Raw genomic sequence first — 17,067 nt, forward strand, 5'->3', positions numbered from 1 at the left:
TGTCGTGGCCTTACCGATATCCGTTTCACGCATATGCTAAAACGACGTAGTTGCGTCGTCGGTGTGAGACACGGAGGTAAAAACCGCAGAGCGGTTGGGGGGAAAGAAGCCGGAAGTATCGAAGTGGTACGCATCGGTCTCGTCATAGACGAGGCCGATGCGTTCTTTGTTACGCTCGCTAACTCGCTTTATTTCGCCATGTCGATCGCAGAACTCAGCTCTTCCACCGCCTGATCTGCCGTGAGCTGCCCGTTGAACTGACGGGTGATGACATCAAACATCGCGTTCTTGATTGCAGTCGGCTGAGCATGCGACTGCGAGAAGGAACCGAGCAGCGACCCGTTCTTGTCGGCTGCGGCAAGATCCGCAATCGCCTTCTTCCCGCATTCATCGAATGCTGTAGACGGCACGTCTGTGCGGGCGGGTGCCGAGCCCTTCACCACATTGAAGGCCGACTGGAAATTGACGTCTTCAACAGCGGTTGCAAGGGCAAGCTGCGCTTTGCGCTTGTCTTCACCAACTTCAAAAACCGCAAACTGATCGGCATTGAAAGCCACGGAGCCTTCCGTTCCCGGAAAACGCCCGCAGACAAAATCAGTGCCGGGCTTTTTCCCTGCCTTGGTGAATTCGCCCTTGGCCCAATCGCCCATGAACTGCACACCCGCCTTGTCGTCGATCACCATCGCCGAGGCGAGATTCCAGTCACGCCCGGAGAAATTGTCGTCGACATAGGTGCGCAGTTTCGCCATCCGCTCGAATACCTGCTTCATGGTATCGCCCTTCAGGGCTTCCGGATCGAGATCGATCAGCGCCTTCTTGTAGAAATCCGGCCCAAAAGACATCACGACGCTGGTGAAGATAAGCGCCTCCTGCCAGGGCTGACCGCCATGTGCAATCGGGGTAATCCCCTGCTCCTTGAACTTGTCGAGCAGTGCAACGAGCTCATCCCAGTTCTGCGGCACTTTTCCGCCAGCCTTGTCTAAAGCGGCCTTGTTGTACCAGGCCCAGTTGGTCGAATGGACGTTGACGGGTGCCGCAATCCAGTGACCATCATATTTCGAGAAGTGTTGAATTGCTGGCGGGATAACCTTGTCCCAGCCCTCCTTGTTGGCGACTTCGTCCAGATTGCCGAGCACGCCCTGCTCCGCCCAATCCAGAATATCGAAACCCTGCATCTGCACGGCGGCAGGCGGATTACCCGCCGTCACGCGGGCGCGCAAAGTCGTCATGGCAGCCTCACCCGCACCGCCGGCAACTGGCATATCGACCCAGCCAATGCCCTGCTTCTGAAGATTTTCCTTGAGAAGATTGAGTGCCGCAGCTTCGCCGCCCGAAGTCCAGTAGTGAAGGACTTCGACACTGTCCTCTGCCTTTGCCAAACCTGCCCCGCCCAAGATGCTGACGCCAGCCAGCAACATTCCCATCATCAAGCGCATTATCATACCTCCTCGTTATGAATGGCGCAGCTTATCATGCAGCAGGCGAAACAGTACTCACTATCACGTTTAGGAATGGCCGCTGCAATCAGACGCCTTGAGCTTTTTGGATTGGTTTATATGACCTCTGATCCTCCATCCCCCGGTTTGTTCGCCTCATAAGGGAATATGAGACCGGCAATGCTGGGCAACGATGGCATTGAGGTCGCATCCTGCATCAGCCGAAGTGTTGCAGGATGACTACAGGCCATCAAACATGACTATTTTCATCATGTAATTTCTTGCCCGTATTAATACATGAATATATCACTCATGATTGTCGAAATCATGTTGGGAATATTCTTTATGCGTTCAGATTGCATGCCTCTCCGCCGCACAATTCTGGCTGGTACATCCCTCATCGCTCTTGCCGCTACGGCAATAGCGCAGGAGCAGTCCACCTCCTCTTCGACGGAGAATGGTGCAATCGTTCTCGACAAGATCGTCATAGATGGCGGCAGCGGCGGCGTAATTGATGCGGACGGTTATGTGGCACGCAGCAGCGCAACCGGCGCCAAGATTGATACGCCGTTTGTACAGACCCCGCAGTCCATTTCCTCTGTTACCCAGCAGCAGCTTGAAGACCGCAATCCGCAGAGCTTGCTCGACGCCATCGCCTATACACCCAGTGCACGCGTTGGCGGCTACGGCTTCGATCCGCGGTTCGACGCTTTCACTGTACGTGGCTTCGACGTCACATATACCGGTGTGTTCCGCGACAATCTCCGCCAGCCCGGAGCCAGCTCCGCACTGTTCAAGACCGAACCTTACGGTCTGGAAGGCGTTTCCATTTTGCGCGGCCCATCGTCAGCCCTATACGGAGCTTCCGGTGCGGGTGGCCTGTTCAACCTCATCAGCAAGCGCCCGACCGAAACCCCGCTGCATGAGGTGCAGGTCCAATATGGCACCAACAATCGCTATCAGACCCAGTTCGATCTATCCGGCCCGGTCAAGGAAGGCGACCCGCTTTACTATCGCCTGACAGGCCTTTGGCGCAATTCCGATACCGAACAGCCCTCGGTTCCAGACGACCGCATTTACATTGCACCGGCCTTGACGTGGAAACCAGACGAAGACACGCGCCTGACAATCCTCAGCGAGTTCTCCCGTACCAAAACCGGCGGCACGGCTGCTTATTATTATGATGCCGCCACGGACAGGGTCTCCGACTTCTTTGCAGGCAATACCGCTTTCAACGACTCGGTCCAAACTCAGGGGCGTATCGGCTATGAATTCGAAACCCGCCTCAACGACACATTCGTGTTCCGCCAGAATGCCCGCCTTGCATCGACCAAAATCGGAGCCGACTGGGCCTTTGCCTATCAGGCCAATGAAGACGACCCATTGCTTCTCGACAGCAGCGCAGGCACTTTTGAAGAGCGGCTGACCAGCTTTACTATCGATAACCAACTGGAAGCAAATTTCGATACCGGCAATTTTGAGCACAGATTCCTAGCTGGAGTCGACCTGACAAAGCTGCAATGGAAGGGATTGAACGGTTATGGCTACACGCCGCCGCTGGACACCAGACATCCGTCCATGGGACGCCCCGTAGCACCAATAGATTTCCAGAAAAAAGACGTTCAGGACCAGCTTATGGCTGGCATCTATCTGCAGGATCAGATCCGCTATGATGCCTGGACCATTACCCTTGGCGGTCGCCAGGACTGGGTCAGTACCGACACGAAAAACACCGATCTGACAACCAGCACGTCCACCGATTTCGATCAGAGCGACAAGGCCTTCACATGGCGCGCCGGCGTGACCTACGAGACGCCTTGGGGCATTACGCCATATGCCAGCTATTCGACCGCTTTTTCGCCCAATGCCGGTGTAAACCAGGCAACAGGCAATCCGTTCGAGCCAACGGAAAGTGACCAGCAGGAAATCGGAATCAAGTATCAACTGCCCAACAGCAATACCTTGTTGACGGCAGCCCTGTTCAACATCAATCAGGACAACGGCCTCTATTACGAAGTGGTTGAACTCGATACAGGCCCGGCCAACATTCAGGTGCAGCGCGGTAAACTGCGCTCACGCGGCTTGGAGCTGGAAGCCAGTACCAGTCTCGACAATGGCCTCTCCCTCATTGCGTCCTATAGCTACATGCAGACCAGTATCAAGGACGGGCCGGAAGGCACAGTTGGCAATGAAATCTCGTCCGTTCCGACCCACATGGCGTCGGCCTGGGCACACTATAAATTGCCCGAGAACACTTTTCTCTACGGTCTGGGTGTCGGCGCAGGCGTACGCTTTGTCGGTTCCAGCTACGGCAATGACGAAAACACGATGAAAAACAGTTCCCGCGCTTTCGTCGATGCTGCGATTGATTTCGATTTTGGCGCCATCAAGAAAGACTATGAAGGCGTAAAGCTGCAAGTCAACGCCACCAACCTCTTCGACACGCGCAAGCCGGTCTGTTCTGCAGGTTTCTGTTATCGCGATCAGGGTCGTACGGTTGTCGGCAGCCTGAAATACTCATGGTAGCGCCAGTATGCAAAATGAAGCTCTCAGCCCCCCGGAGCCTGAGAGCGCTATCTGAATTTAGAGCATTTCCAGCAAAAGTGGGAAGCGGCTTTGCGCAGGATAATGCGACGAAACAAATACTTGGAGCGGCTCCGCGTTAACTGGAACCGCTCCAGAAAGTAATGAAATGATCCGTCTTGTTGTCTGTCTGACCGTAATTTGGCTGGCCCTTGGTAACAGCGCTGTTGCAGATGTCACCTATCCCATTCATGTCAAGGATGCGCTTGACCGGGACGTTACCATTGCAGCCCAGCCGAAGTCCGTGCTGCTTGGCAGCGGCTTCAATTTGATTGCATTGTCACTTATCCATCCCGATCCCGTCAGCCTGCTGGCCGGTTGGGCCGACGACCTCAAGGGCGACAACCCTGAAATCTACGCCGGTTTCAAAGAGCGCTTTCCGGAAATTGACAAGCTGCCAATCATAGGCGACGGCATGACAGTTTCGGTCGAGAAGATCGTTTCAGTCAAAGCTGATCTGGCCATTCTGTCAGACTGGCAGATGCGTAATGATGAAGGTGTACAGGCTATCGCCTATCTCGAGAAAATGGGCATACCGGTGATCGTGGTCGATTTCGGCAACCATGCACTCGAAAACACCTCAAAGAATATGCGTCTGCTGGGCAAGGTACTCAACCGCGAGGAACAAGCCAACGCATTTGCCGATTTCTATGATGAGCGCATTGCCCGAATTCATGATCGGGTGGCGAAGAACGGCGCCGGGAGTGATGCTGGCCCGACCGTGTTGCTTGAAGCCTTTCCCAATGCCGACCAATGCTGCTACGCCTACGGACGAAGCAGCATGGGCGAGTTCATCACACTGACCGGCAGCCGAAATATCGCTGCGGACGGACCACCACAGGGAGCCATAGTTAGCAGCGAATTTATCGTTGCTGCCGATCCACAGGTTTACATCGCCACCTCATCCCCGGGACGGAAATATAGCGGCTTTTCAATTGGACCAGGCGTCAGCGAGCAGGAAGCGCGCGACACGCTTTCAAACGCCTTGAAGAACCCTTTCCGTGCCGGTTTAAAGGCCGTGCACGATAAGCGCGTGCATGGATTGTGGAACTTCTTTAATGCCGTTCCTCTGAACATTCTGGCGGCAGAAGCCTTCGCCGTCTGGCTGCGACCAGAACTGTTCGCCGATATCAGCCCCGAAGCGACACTGGCAGAGATCAACAAACGTTTTGCGGCAGTCCCCTTTGAAGGCTCATACTGGATCAGCCTTAAACCCTGATCCACGCGGCGCAATGTCGAGTAAGCCTTTTGCGCGAGATTCATCGCGCCTGCGCTTTCAGTCGTGTCGGTCAATATTCGTTTCTCATGCGCCAGACCACTGTAACTATCCGTGCCTTGAGAGAGGCAGCTTGAATGGAAAGATGCCGTTTTTGAAAGCGGCATCTAAGAATCCGTTGGCTGTTCCAGTGGTCTGAATCCGGCATTTGCATCCCTCGGATATGAGCGCCGGGCAAATGTCGGAATCAAAAAGACCACTAATAACCCTATGAATCTAGTGGATTTTTCGAATTTGACGTTTGAAACGAGATTTGTATCGGACGGGTATCAAACGTCAAATTCAATCCACTAGTGCCTGTCCGTATTGCGAGCGCGATTTGCCGCGCAGCGTATCCCGATAAAGGAAGCGGAAGAAGAACGCATCGCCCGTTCCGCGCAGAAATCTGGCAAATATCGCAACCAGCAAAACGGAGAAAATCAGCCTGCCGAACAGGACCACATAGATATCCGCACCGAGAGCCACCACGATCAGCGTATCTTCGATCAGACTGTGGCAGAGCCCCATGAAACTCGACGCGAGAAAGACGTCCCGAGGTTGGAGGTGTCCGCGCTGCGCTTCGCGAATGATGAGGCCACCGCCATAGGATAGTCCCAGCACCAGCCCCACAACGGTCAGTGGAGCGGCATCCTTCGATATGCCGAGCAAGCGCAACAAGGGTGAAAGAAGCAGGTTGAGAAAGCGCGTCACATTGAGCGCATCCATCGTTCTCAACACCGCCACCAGACCGAGCAGAACAACAAATATCCAGACCAGCGTAGACGCCGTATCGGCGACGAAGCTGCTCCAGCTTGAATCATAATGGCCCGGCACCCAGCTCGGCGCCGCCGGTTCCGCCAGCCAGCCGGTATGGCTGGAAACCAGCTTGATCCCCCACGCAAAGACAAGCCCGCCACCAAGCCGGATCAGTGTCGAGACGATCAAACGCGGGCCTGCCTTTTGCACAATGCGCTGTTCGATAGGAAGAGCATGGGCGAAGAGGAAAAGCGAACTGAGGATTGTCACCTGTGCCGAGGTCAGTGTGTCGACCGGCAAGACGGCGAACATCACCACTGCCCCGCTCCACACTCCGACCAGAAGGTTCATCGCCCAGACAAAACCTGCCTCCGGAGGCAACCCCACGAACTGCATGACGGGGGCGAAGGCAGGTGAGATGGCCTTGATCAAGCCCATCTCGATTGCAAGCTGCGTCAGCACCATCACCGGCAGCATGATCTTGATCAGCGTCCAGTAGACGCTGATCGCCTCGCGCAGGATAACCATGCCGAATGCTGTCAGTCGCTTTGCCGATTCCCCGGCCATTCTGTCCCCTCCGCTTTGTCCGGAGCGTGCGACGTCTCAGGCCGGTTCGCGCGCAACGGATTGCGTCTTCGCCGCGGTGACCGTGGCGATCTGCGTCTCCGATACAAGCGTTCCATTGGAGAAAACCCGCAAATGCGGTGTTCCGCCGGCCACGAAGCCGTCGATGCTTTCGGCTTTGGCCAGGAGAAAATCAGCCCGTGCGCCGCGATGCAAGCCATAATCCTTGAGACCCATGAGTTTTGCAGGGATTGCGGTAATCATCGCATAGGCAGTGGCCAGTTCATCGCCCTTAAGATGACCTGCAAGCAGGGTCCAGCGTGCAATTTCCAGCATGTCGCCCGAGCCGGTCGGAACGAAAGGATCTTCGATATTGTCCGAGGCCGTGGCAATAGGCACACCGGCGCGCACGATCTCTGCCACCCGCGTCAGCCCACGCGGTGGCAGCTTGTCGCAATCGCGCGCTTGCAGATAAAGATTGGCTGCCGGCAGCGTGACGACGCCAAGTTTCAACGCGATGATCTGTTCCAGGATCGCTTCGAAATCCGGCCGGTTCATCGCACTGAGAACCGAAGCATGGCTGAGCACGGTACGTGCCTCCAGACCATAGCGGCGGACCCGCTCGAAGACGGCGTTGAAAAGCGGGCGTTGCGGGTTGAGATGTTCATCGAGATGCAGGTCGACTGGACGGCCATGCCGTGCAGCAGCGGCGAACAGGATATCGAGATAACGCTCCGGGTCTTCCGCCACTGCGGGCGTGCCCCCCACGGCATCGGCCAGCGCAACCGCTCGATCGATATTGGCCTCCAGCCAGTCGAGGTCCTGCCCCGGATGCGGGATCATGAACGCCACAAGCTGCAGCTTCACCCGGTCAGCCCAATCCGACCGCAATTTCGCCAGAGCTTCTATGCCATTGAAGCCCGCATCCTTGTCCACATTCACATGACTTCGGATAGCTGTGGTGCCACGGCTGAGACAACGCTCAATGGTTCGGGACGCCCGCTTGAGAATGTCGTCAGGCGGGGCCTGCCGCGCATATTTCGCAAAAGCGTCGCGCGCGCCCTGCAACGTGCCGGATGGGTTGGGTGCGAAACGCAATACGCCGGTCTTGTCGAGATGCTGGTGCATGTCCACCAGACCCGGCGAAGCGATGCAGCCTGCCGCATCGATAAGCTGCATGTCGCCTTCAGGCTCGATGTCGGGCGCAATATCCAGGATGATGCCCTTCTCCGAAATCAACATGTCGGCCTGTCGGACATCGCGGGCGCCGACAACAACCAGTCCTCCCCGGACAAGGCGGCGGCACGGCGCGTTGGATTGCTGGAACAGATTATCCATCGTGAACCTCACTATCTGAATGGAGCTGAAAAGGTAAAACGGGCGGCCCCGCAGGCCTGCATTCCACAGCCTCTATAGCGGGCGGATGCGAACCTCCGGCGTGCAGGCCGGGCTCTCTGCCCGGCGCCGCAGATGGTTGTGCTCAGCCACCGTTGGTCTGGGACTTCGCCTCGGCCAGATGACCGTCATGATGGCTTTCATGAGCCTGATTGCTGTCGCCCAATCCGTTGAGGACGAGATTGAGCGTAACGGAAACCACGCAAGCAACCACAACACTCGAATGCAGGATGGACTGCGTCCAGTCCGGCAATTGCTGGAACAGATTGGGGGACATGATCGGAATGAAAGCGATAGCCAGCGTCAGTGCAACGATCAGGATATTATACTGATTATTCGCGTAATCGACCTTGGACAGGGACTGGATACCAGCCGCAGCTACGATACCGAACATTGCTACCGCTGCTCCACCGAGCGCCGGTGCAGGCACCGCCGCAAGGACTGCTCCGAACTTGGGAAAGAAGGCGATGACGCACAGCATGAAACCACAGAGCGCAACAACCCAGCGGCTGCGCACACCGCTCAAAATGACCAGACCAACATTCTCCATGTGAGCAATGAAAGGAAAGCCCGCGAAGACCCCTGCAACCGCACTGGCAAGGCCATTGGCACGTACACCGTCGGCGACCTGCTCAGGCGTAACATCCTTGTCGACGATCTCACCGATTGAAATGAACAGCCCCATGGATTCCACTGTCTGGACGATCATCACGATCACAATCGTCATGAACGGCAGGACGGCGAAAGTCGGCAGTCCGAAATGGAATGGCGTCGGCACGGTCATCCAAGGGGCGGTTTCTACCGGGTTGAAATTGCCCATTCCCAGAAGAAAGGCGACCAGAGCGCCCGTACCCATACCGAAAAGCACGGCCAGATTTTTCAGGAGCGGCGATCCGAACCTATTGAACGCAAGGATAACGATCAGCACCAGCAGCGCCACGCCCAGAAAAGCAGGGTCGCCAAAATCCGACTGGCCACGTCCGCCGCCTGCCCACTGATAGGCTTCCGGCAGAAGCTGCACGCCAATGGCGGTGACAATACAACCCGTGACGACGGGCGGAAAGAAGCGACGCAGATGTCCGGTAACCGGTGCGATCAGCATGATGAAGATGCCGCCTGCAATCACGGCACCGCAGATGCCCGCTATCCCCACCCCCGGCATGGAGCCGATAGCGATGATCGCCGAGACACTGGAAAAGGCGACCCCGTTCATGATCGGAAGACGGACGCCGAAACGCCAGAAACCTATAGTTTGCAGTAGCGTCGCAATACCTGAACAGAAGAAGGTGGCACTGATCAGGAGGATAGTTTCCTCGGAACTGAAGCCGAGCGCATTGGCGATAATCAGCGGTACCGCAACCGATCCGACATAGGACACCGCAACGTGCTGCAGCGCCAGAGTAAGTGTTTTCTTGGCAGGTAATATTTCATCGACTGGATGTATTGCAGATGTCATCGTTGTTCCCCTTATTGAGTCAATTTCCAACGACTTGTGGCCGTTCCTTTCGTGACGTCTTGTCTTGACGTTTTCATCGCCTGTTCCATCAAACCGGCTTCGGAAATCATCCCCGCACCAAGCGATGCAGCAGATAAACTCCCGGCTCCGAAGCCGGTCGATTGCGGGTCATTATGCCCGACATGCTTCGATGCGGGCCTGCAACGAAGCCCGGTCGAGATTGCGCCCGATGAAGATCATCTTGTTCGAGCGTTCATCCCCTGCCCATGGATGATTGGGGCGGAATTCGATCTCGTTGTGGACGCCGTGCAGGACATAGCAATAGTCATCGTCCTGAACGGAAAAGATGCCTTTCATTCGAAACAGATTCTCGTTGTTCTGTCGCTTGAGTTCCTGCACCCATCGCGAAATTTTCTGCGGGTCCATATTGCCCGGAAGTTCGATACCGACGGACGTGACCGACGTGTCATGGGTATGGCTGGCATCCCCGAACCATGCGTGTTCATGACCGTGATCCTCGTGGTCATGAACGTGACCATCGCCGTGCCCATCACTATGGTGATTATGATTGTGCGCGTGCCAGTCGAAATCGATCTCGGCAGCCATCTTGCGATTACGATCGAAGGCCGCCAGTCCCAGGATTTTGGTGAGATCGATCTGCGCATAGCTCGACAGCACGATATCCGCGGTTTCATTGAGCTGGCGGATGCGTCTGCTTACATCGGCAATATCAGCGTCCTGTGCCAGATCCACCTTGTTGAGCACGATACGGTCCGCGCAGACGATCTGATCGACCGCCTGATTGTCGATGCCATCCAGATGGATATCGTCCAGATGCTGGCGAATATGCTTGACGTCGACCAGCGTTATGACTCCGTCGAGATTGGTTTCATTGCGGATCGGATCATCGAGAAAGAAAGTCTGGGCCACCGGATAAGGATCGGCAAGTCCGCTCGTCTCGATAATGATATGATCGAGACGTTCCGGTCTCGCCAGAAGCTGGCGTATAACCCGCAGAAGATCGTCACGTGCCTCGGCCACACAACAGACGCAGCCATTGGTCATTTCGAAGATTTCTTCCGTGCTGCCGACGACCAGATCGCCATCAATGCCGATTTCCCCGAACTCGTTCTCGATCACAGCGATCTTCATGCCGTGATTTTCCTTCAGAATGTAGTTCAGCAACGTTGTCTTGCCGGAGCCGAGAAAGCCGGTAAGCACGGTGACCGGAATCTTGTCCTTGACTGTCTTCAACATCGTTCTTCTCCCTTGGATTATCGTTGTCAGGGCATTTTGAGCCATCGCCGCACGCCACCCGTCTCCAGATCGAAAAGATCCAGAACCCGGCCAACCGTGTGATCGACCATCTCCGCGATGCTTGCCGGTCTGGCATAAAAGGCGGGAACAGGGGGCGTCACGATGGCGCCCATCTGGGTGACGGTCAGCATGTTGGCGATATGGGTCTGCGTCAGCGGCGTCTCGCGGGCCAGCAGCACCAGCTTTCGCCTTTCCTTCAACGTAACATCGGCTGCCCGGCTGATCAGGCTCCCCGACAGGCCATGCGCAATTTCCGCAAGCGTTTTCATCGAGCACGGCACCACGACCATACCCATGGTTCTGAAGGACCCGCTCGAAATGCTGGCAGCCATATCGTCGGATTTGTAGAGATAGCTTGCCAGCTCACGAATATCGGCGAGTTTGTAGTCGGTCTCGTGGGTCATGGTCAGAAGCGCCGACCGGCTCACCACAACATGCGTTTCTATCTGGAGCTGCTGCAGGATTTCGAGAAGGCGAAAGCCGTAGACGAAGCCTGACGCACCGCTGATCCCAACCACCATGCGCGGGCGGTAGTCGTGTGGTCGTGGAGAGACGGCGTTCATGACGGCGTTCCCGTTGGTCTTATTCCGGTCAGACCACCCAGAAGATCGCGCGCACGCCCGAGCGCATCGTCGCCAATCACGGCACGAATGCCATGAAAATCAGGGCTTCGCGTCGCATCGAGCGCCAGCCGCGACGTCGTACCGTCAGAACTTGACGATGGATCGAGCGGACTGCCGGGCAGACCGTCAATCGTGAAAAGATCACGATGCGGTTGGAAATGCGTGGCCATTGCCCACAACACCTGACTGTCCTGCGTGACGTCTATATCGTCGTCGACGGCTATGACCGTTTTCAGATAGGGGTCCCAGCCGAGAAGGCCCAGCATCACCTGGCGCGCTTCGCCGGGCCGACTTTGCTTCAACGCGACATAGCAGTGAAAATGCGTTCCGGAGGTGGGATAGTGCAGCCTCGTTACCGAGGGGAACCGCGCTTTCAGCTTCTCGAACATTTCAGCTTCCCGCGGCAGGCGGGCAAGGTTGAGATGCTCGTCCGTCGCACCGCCCACGACATCGACCAGCCAAGGCGTCCGACGACGCATGACAGCCGTTACGTGAAACAGCGTATTGGTCGACCGGTCCGAAGAATAGCCAGAGAACTCGCCAAATGGTCCTTCCTCGACATGTGCATGGGGATCAAGATGCCCCTCCAGCACATATTCTGCCGCCGCCGGAACACCGATGGCGTAGCGTGGTGTTCTGACCAGACGCAACGGCTCGCGCATCAGCCCGCCGGCAACAGCACGCTCATCTGCACCGAATGGCAACCGCGCGGAAGCAGCCAGCATGAAAAGCGGATGCGCTCCAACCACCATCGCCACCGGCAGCGGCCGGCCGGTTTCACGCGCCGTCTGATACATGCGCCATAGATGCCCGCGCGAATGCAGGCTCGTTGCCAGTGCCGACTGGGAGTGCCGCATCGACCTGTGATAACTGAGATTGGCAATGCCGGTTTCAGGATCGCTCGCAACAATGATGGCATTTGTGATGTAGGGGCCGCGATCACTCTCGAAATGCCGGATCATCGGAAGTTTGTCGAGATCGACGTCCTTGCTTTCGTCGACCTGTTCCATCACTGGGCCGTCGGCGACATATTCTGGCTCGATCGGAGCATTGGCGCGTTTCTGGTACTCGCCATGCAGCTCGGAAATAGGCGTTCCGAAAATGCGGGCGATCCTTTCGCGCGATGCAAACACATTCGTGACCAGCGGCACCTCGCTGCCCGGAACCTGATCGCAGACCAGCATCGGTGTCCTGCCCTTTTCAGCCAGCGTCGCCACCAGTGCGGTGACATCGCGGCCGTCCTGCAGGGGGGCGCGGATATGAACGACGTCATCGGGATAAAGTTGCCGGTAGACGTTCGCGAAACTCTGAAAATCCTGTGTTCCCGTCTTGGTGACTGAATGCAGCTCGTTCATGACTCCTCCCGATGTCATTTCCTGAAATGTGCGGGGTGCGCATGCACACCCCGCACAGCGCCTCAGACGTAGGTGGCCTTGAGACGCTTCTCCGCTTCCGCCAGATCCTTGGGAGGCTTGGTGGGTTCGATACCGATGAGACGGGCTATGTTGTTGCCCAGATAGTCTTCGAGAATATCTTCGCTGAGGTTCATACCCTGCGGCTCCGGCGAACACAGAACCTCCAGCTCGCGCAACCACATGCCCGGATTGTTCGGTGGCGAATCCGTACCGAACACGATCTTGTTCGGCGGCAACTGCTTTGCAAACTCCACGATGCGCGACTGGAAGCACCAGCCGGATTCGCAATAGACATTCGGCGTGTCCATCGCCATCCAGAACGCTTCGAACGAATAGTTGCCGCCCGTCTGTATCCCGAAATGGCCGATGATGAAGTTGACCATCGGAAATTCACGAATGATGGGATAGAACTGCGTCGGGATCGAATAGGGGCCGTCACCCGTATGGATAAGAACGACGACGCCCAGCTCCGCACATTTCTTCATGGCAGGCCGCAACCATTCCAGTGCGCGGTCCGGGCGATAGCCATGCATGTTGGAATGCAGCTTCAGCATCTTGAAGCCATATTCCTTGACATGGAATTCCAGTTCCGCAGCGCCATTTTCCGGGCCCCACCGAGGATTGTAGTTGAAGTTACCGATGAAGCGGTCCGGATATTTCTGGCAAAGCTCGGCGACATAGGACATGTAGTCACGAATGCCGTCGCGTCCGCGGCGGTTGCCATCGCGGTAGCCTGTATTACCGGGCGGCGGCTGAATGAAGCCCATATCGATCCGGCGTGGCTTGCCGTTGATCATATACGGACCGTCCATGAGCTTCAGCATGCGTTCGCCGGTAAACGGCTCACCGGTATGACGCCAGGCCTCATCGACAAGATTGGTTGGATGCAGATGGGTATCGATAATCATGTGGATTCTCCGCTGAACTACGCAAGGGTCGCCAGGTAGTGCTTGTTTTCGATGCCATGACGTTCAAGTTCTGCGACTGCATCCTGATAGGTGGCGGGCGGAGGAGTTGGCTCCATGCCCAACATTCGGGCGAGATTGTTGCCGAGGTAATCCTCAAGCGTATCCTCGTCGAGATTCATCCCTTGCGGCGGTTCATGGCAAAGCACTTCGAGCAGATTCAGCCACATGCCCGGTTCGTTAGGCGGCGTGTCTGAACCGTAAAGAATCTTGTGCGTCGGCAAATCCTTGGCAAATTCAACGATACGCGACTGCAGACACCAGCTGCTTTCACAGAACACGTTCGGATATTCCATTGCCCATTGGAAAGGCTCGAAACAGTAGACCCCTCCGGTCTGCACACCGAAGTGCGCCATGATGAAATTGATGTCCGGATATTCCTTGATAAGCGGAATCCACTCCGTCGGAATACTGTAGGGGCCATCACCGGTATGCAGCTTGACGAGCACACCCAGTTCCCGGCATTTGTCGAGCGCTGGGCGCAGCCAGTCCTTGGCACGGTCAGGCCGATATGCATGCATATTGGCTTGCAGTTGGACCATGCGGAAACCATGCTCCTTCACATAGCGCTCAATGGCCTCGACCCCGTTCTGCACGCCGCAACGCGGATTATAGACGAAGCAGCCAATGAACCGGTCCGGGTATTTTTGAACCATTTCAAGCGTATAGGCCATATAGGCATCGATGGACTGACGCCCGTCTAGCTCCCCATCCGTCCACGTATAGATGGTGTTGCCCTGCGGCGGCTGGATAAACGCCTTGTCGATGCGACGTGGTTTGCCGTTGATCGTATAGGGGCCGTCCATCATTTGAATCAGGCGCTCGCCGCTGAACGGATCGCCATCATGCTGCCAGGCCAGATCGACCAGATTGGTCGGATAGCAACTGGTATCGATGATCATTGATTGGTCTCCTTTTCCCGGTCGTGAAGGACCGATCCTCGAGAAAACCAACTGCGTCCCCCTTTGGTGCGACAACCGTTCGCCAGGCGACGGCAGGCTTATTTTTCGACAGCAGTGATTTTCGTCACTGCCCACTATCGCCACATTGATGGTAAGACGTACAATATCGCTTTCAGTGCATGGTGAGACGATTTCGATATGGTCGAATCCGGCGCCGAAGCTCAGAAACGCCCATCGGGAAAGCAGATCACAATAAAAAAGCCGACCCTAAGGCCGGCTGTAGCTCTTCTGGGAAGGTGGACCGCCGCAGGCGATCACTTTGAAGACTGTTTGGTCCAGTCAAACAGCATGGTTGCACTGAGAACAGCGAAGATAAGAATGATATCGAACACTTAAACCTCGAAAATGGGAAGCCGCGGGCCTTGTTGAACGGGCAAGGAATTTACCGGTCAGCATCCCTTGAAGATCTCCCAGATCTTCATCCCCACGCCTGACATGGGTCTCATAAACGCAAGGCGGCAGTGAAATCAAGCCGCGTTTTGCGATCATTCCTATTCGGGGGTGTTCATGAGCAGGACCGACAACACGCCGCATCCAGCAACAGAGTTTCGTATTTTCAAGGACTATCGCCCCTCCCCCTTTGAGACGTACAGTGTTGTTTGTTCCGGTTGGCGAGAGGTTTTCGATATGGCTTACAATCATCTGAAACCGTTCGATCTGCGAACACTGCGTTATTTCCTGGTCGTCGCGGAAGAACTCCATTTCGGTCGCGCCGCAGTCCGTTTGAATATGTCGCAGCCTCCTCTCAGTCAGCAGATCAGACAACTGGAGGACCGTCTCGACGTCGTGCTGTTCAAACGCAGCCATCACAATGTCGAGCTGACTGCAGCGGGACTGGCTTTGAAGGAGCAGGTTCCGCTGATCTTCCAGCAGTTGGAAAAGGCTGTTGTGACGACCCGTATGACAGCCGCAGGCTCCATCGGTCGATTGGACATTGGCGTAATCAGTTCTTCGCTGGTCGGCATCATTCCCAGAGCGCTCGATATCTTCACCAGCCGTTATCCGGATGTCGACTGGCAGCTCCATGAATTAACGCCAGCGCTCCAAATACAGGGACTGCTTGAGCGTCGCATCGATGTTTGTCTTTTTCGCATGCCGCCGCATCAGGACGGCCTGCACCGGGAAATCATCATGCAGGAAGCTCTCATGGTAGCCATGCCAAGATCGCATCCTCTCGCCAGCCAGAACAGCGTCTCCTTGATGCAACTGAAAGATCAGCCGTTCGTCATGTTCGGCCTGCATCAGTCGAGATTTGCAGATTTCCTCTATCAGTGTTGTGTCAAAGCCGGATTCACGCCGAGAATTCGCCAGCAGGTTGTCGAGGTGCAATCGCTTCTGAGCCTTGTGGGCGCCAACATCGGCGTCGCCCTATTGCCCGCCAGCATGCGACAGCTTGCGCAGCCGGAAGTGGTTTTCAAGCCAATTCATCCCTCGCCGCCGGAAATCCCTCTATATGCTACCTATCGCGCCGGTGACACGTCGCCGACGTTGATGCGCTTTCTGGCGATAATCAGCCAACTGATAGCCGAACACCGGATAAAGACGGGCTCCGATGAATCAGACCGACAAATCCAATCGGTTTTTGAGGCGCAGGAGAGCAACACAGATTGAAGGCAACAGCGTCCTTTATACCAGGGCGCTGAGATGCTAACGCATCACGCCCTGAAAATGCTCAATCGCCGCACAGGCTTAACCAAAACTCGATGAGCCAAACTCATCGAGTTTTGGTATTAGAAGGACGCGCAAAGAGACGGGGCTGAACAATGTCCAGCCCCGCTTGTTCGTTCTTATTTTGCTTCGATAGCCTGAAGACCGGCCAGAGCACATTCCGCATCGGTTGCACCTGATGGTGCGCCGCCGACGCCGATGCCACCGACCAGCGCGTCGCCGATCTTGATTGGCAGTCCGCCCGCCTGAATGACGAACCGAGAATCCATATCCCGCATGCCATTATTGGCTGGCTTCGACGCGATAAACTCTGCAAGTTCACCGGAATCGCGCCCCAGAGCTGCCGACGTGAACGCCTTTCCTTCAGCGCTATTGCCGGTATGCGGGCCGGAAAGGTCGGCCTTGAGCAGAACCTTGGTCGATCCATCGCGGGCCACGACTGCGACGCTCACATTATTGCCCTTGGCAACGCAGGCATCCAGCGCAGCCTGTGCAGCCTTCGTTGCGAGATTAAGCGGCAGATAAGGCGTGGTGGGAAGCGCTTGAGCGAAAGCAGTAGCCGGAGCCATCGACAGAGCGATTATTGCAAGTTTACGGATCATGGTCGTTCCTCGTTTGTGATGAGGAACATTTAGTTGCCGCCAGCATCCAGCGAAATCCGTAGCATTTACG

13 protein-coding genes are annotated in these 17,067 nt (G+C 56.1%); 3 read left to right on the plus strand and 10 right to left on the minus strand.

Features of this window, described 5'->3' with window-relative positions; all coding sequences use genetic code 11:
* Positions 1 to 188: 188 nt before the first annotated feature.
* Positions 189 to 1,436: an ABC transporter substrate-binding protein gene (locus tag F9K91_RS09860; RefSeq protein ID WP_151677706.1), complete on the minus strand. Its 1,248-nt coding sequence runs from the start codon at positions 1,434 to 1,436 to the stop codon at positions 189 to 191.
* A gap of 345 nt (positions 1,437 to 1,781) precedes the next feature.
* Between F9K91_RS09860 and F9K91_RS09865 the strand changes: the two genes are divergently transcribed.
* Entirely contained in the window at positions 1,782 to 3,962 is a 2,181-nt protein-coding gene (locus F9K91_RS09865; RefSeq protein ID WP_151677707.1) for a TonB-dependent siderophore receptor, read from the plus strand.
* A gap of 166 nt (positions 3,963 to 4,128) precedes the next feature.
* Positions 4,129 to 5,238 (plus strand): ABC transporter substrate-binding protein, encoded by a 1,110-nt coding sequence (locus F9K91_RS09875; protein WP_151677709.1) that lies wholly within the window; start codon positions 4,129 to 4,131, stop codon positions 5,236 to 5,238.
* A gap of 339 nt (positions 5,239 to 5,577) precedes the next feature.
* Here F9K91_RS09875 and F9K91_RS09880 read toward each other — a convergent pair whose 3' ends face one another.
* The 8 genes from F9K91_RS09880 to F9K91_RS09915 form a co-directional block, all read right to left on the minus strand.
* On the minus strand, positions 5,578 to 6,597 hold the full coding sequence (locus F9K91_RS09880) for a nucleoside recognition protein (RefSeq protein ID WP_151677710.1): 1,020 nt from the start codon (positions 6,595 to 6,597) through the stop codon (positions 5,578 to 5,580).
* Positions 6,598 to 6,633: 36 nt separating this feature from the next.
* Positions 6,634 to 7,773 (minus strand): amidohydrolase family protein, encoded by a 1,140-nt coding sequence (locus tag F9K91_RS09885; RefSeq protein ID WP_235912860.1) that lies wholly within the window; start codon positions 7,771 to 7,773, stop codon positions 6,634 to 6,636.
* A gap of 301 nt (positions 7,774 to 8,074) precedes the next feature.
* Entirely contained in the window at positions 8,075 to 9,445 is a 1,371-nt protein-coding gene (locus F9K91_RS09890) for a nucleobase:cation symporter-2 family protein (protein ID WP_151652151.1), read from the minus strand.
* A gap of 171 nt (positions 9,446 to 9,616) precedes the next feature.
* Positions 9,617 to 10,702, minus strand: a complete 1,086-nt coding sequence (locus F9K91_RS09895) for a CobW family GTP-binding protein (RefSeq protein WP_151558505.1) — start codon at positions 10,700 to 10,702, stop codon at positions 9,617 to 9,619.
* Between the two features lie 26 nt (positions 10,703 to 10,728).
* Complete coding sequence (locus tag F9K91_RS09900) at positions 10,729 to 11,325, minus strand: UbiX family flavin prenyltransferase (protein WP_061347580.1); 597 nt, start codon at positions 11,323 to 11,325, stop codon at positions 10,729 to 10,731.
* Positions 11,322 to 12,740: a UbiD family decarboxylase gene (locus F9K91_RS09905; RefSeq protein ID WP_151558502.1), complete on the minus strand. Its 1,419-nt coding sequence runs from the start codon at positions 12,738 to 12,740 to the stop codon at positions 11,322 to 11,324. The genes F9K91_RS09900 and F9K91_RS09905 overlap by 4 nt, the downstream gene beginning before the upstream one ends.
* A 62-nt stretch (positions 12,741 to 12,802) precedes the next feature.
* Complete coding sequence (locus F9K91_RS09910) at positions 12,803 to 13,708, minus strand: amidohydrolase family protein (protein ID WP_010660438.1); 906 nt, start codon at positions 13,706 to 13,708, stop codon at positions 12,803 to 12,805.
* A 17-nt stretch (positions 13,709 to 13,725) separates the two neighbouring features.
* Entirely contained in the window at positions 13,726 to 14,667 is a 942-nt protein-coding gene (locus F9K91_RS09915; protein WP_061347578.1) for an amidohydrolase family protein, read from the minus strand.
* Positions 14,668 to 15,234: 567 nt separating this feature from the next.
* Between F9K91_RS09915 and F9K91_RS09920 the strand changes: the two genes are divergently transcribed.
* Positions 15,235 to 16,338, plus strand: a complete 1,104-nt coding sequence (locus F9K91_RS09920; RefSeq protein ID WP_235912845.1) for a LysR substrate-binding domain-containing protein — start codon at positions 15,235 to 15,237, stop codon at positions 16,336 to 16,338.
* 176 nt (positions 16,339 to 16,514) lie between these two features.
* Here F9K91_RS09920 and F9K91_RS09925 read toward each other — a convergent pair whose 3' ends face one another.
* Complete coding sequence (locus F9K91_RS09925; RefSeq protein ID WP_151652145.1) at positions 16,515 to 16,997, minus strand: GlcG/HbpS family heme-binding protein; 483 nt, start codon at positions 16,995 to 16,997, stop codon at positions 16,515 to 16,517.
* Positions 16,998 to 17,067: the final 70 nt, after the last annotated feature.

The organism is Brucella tritici (assembly GCF_008932295.1).
Lineage (GTDB): Bacteria > Pseudomonadota > Alphaproteobacteria > Rhizobiales > Rhizobiaceae > Brucella > Brucella tritici.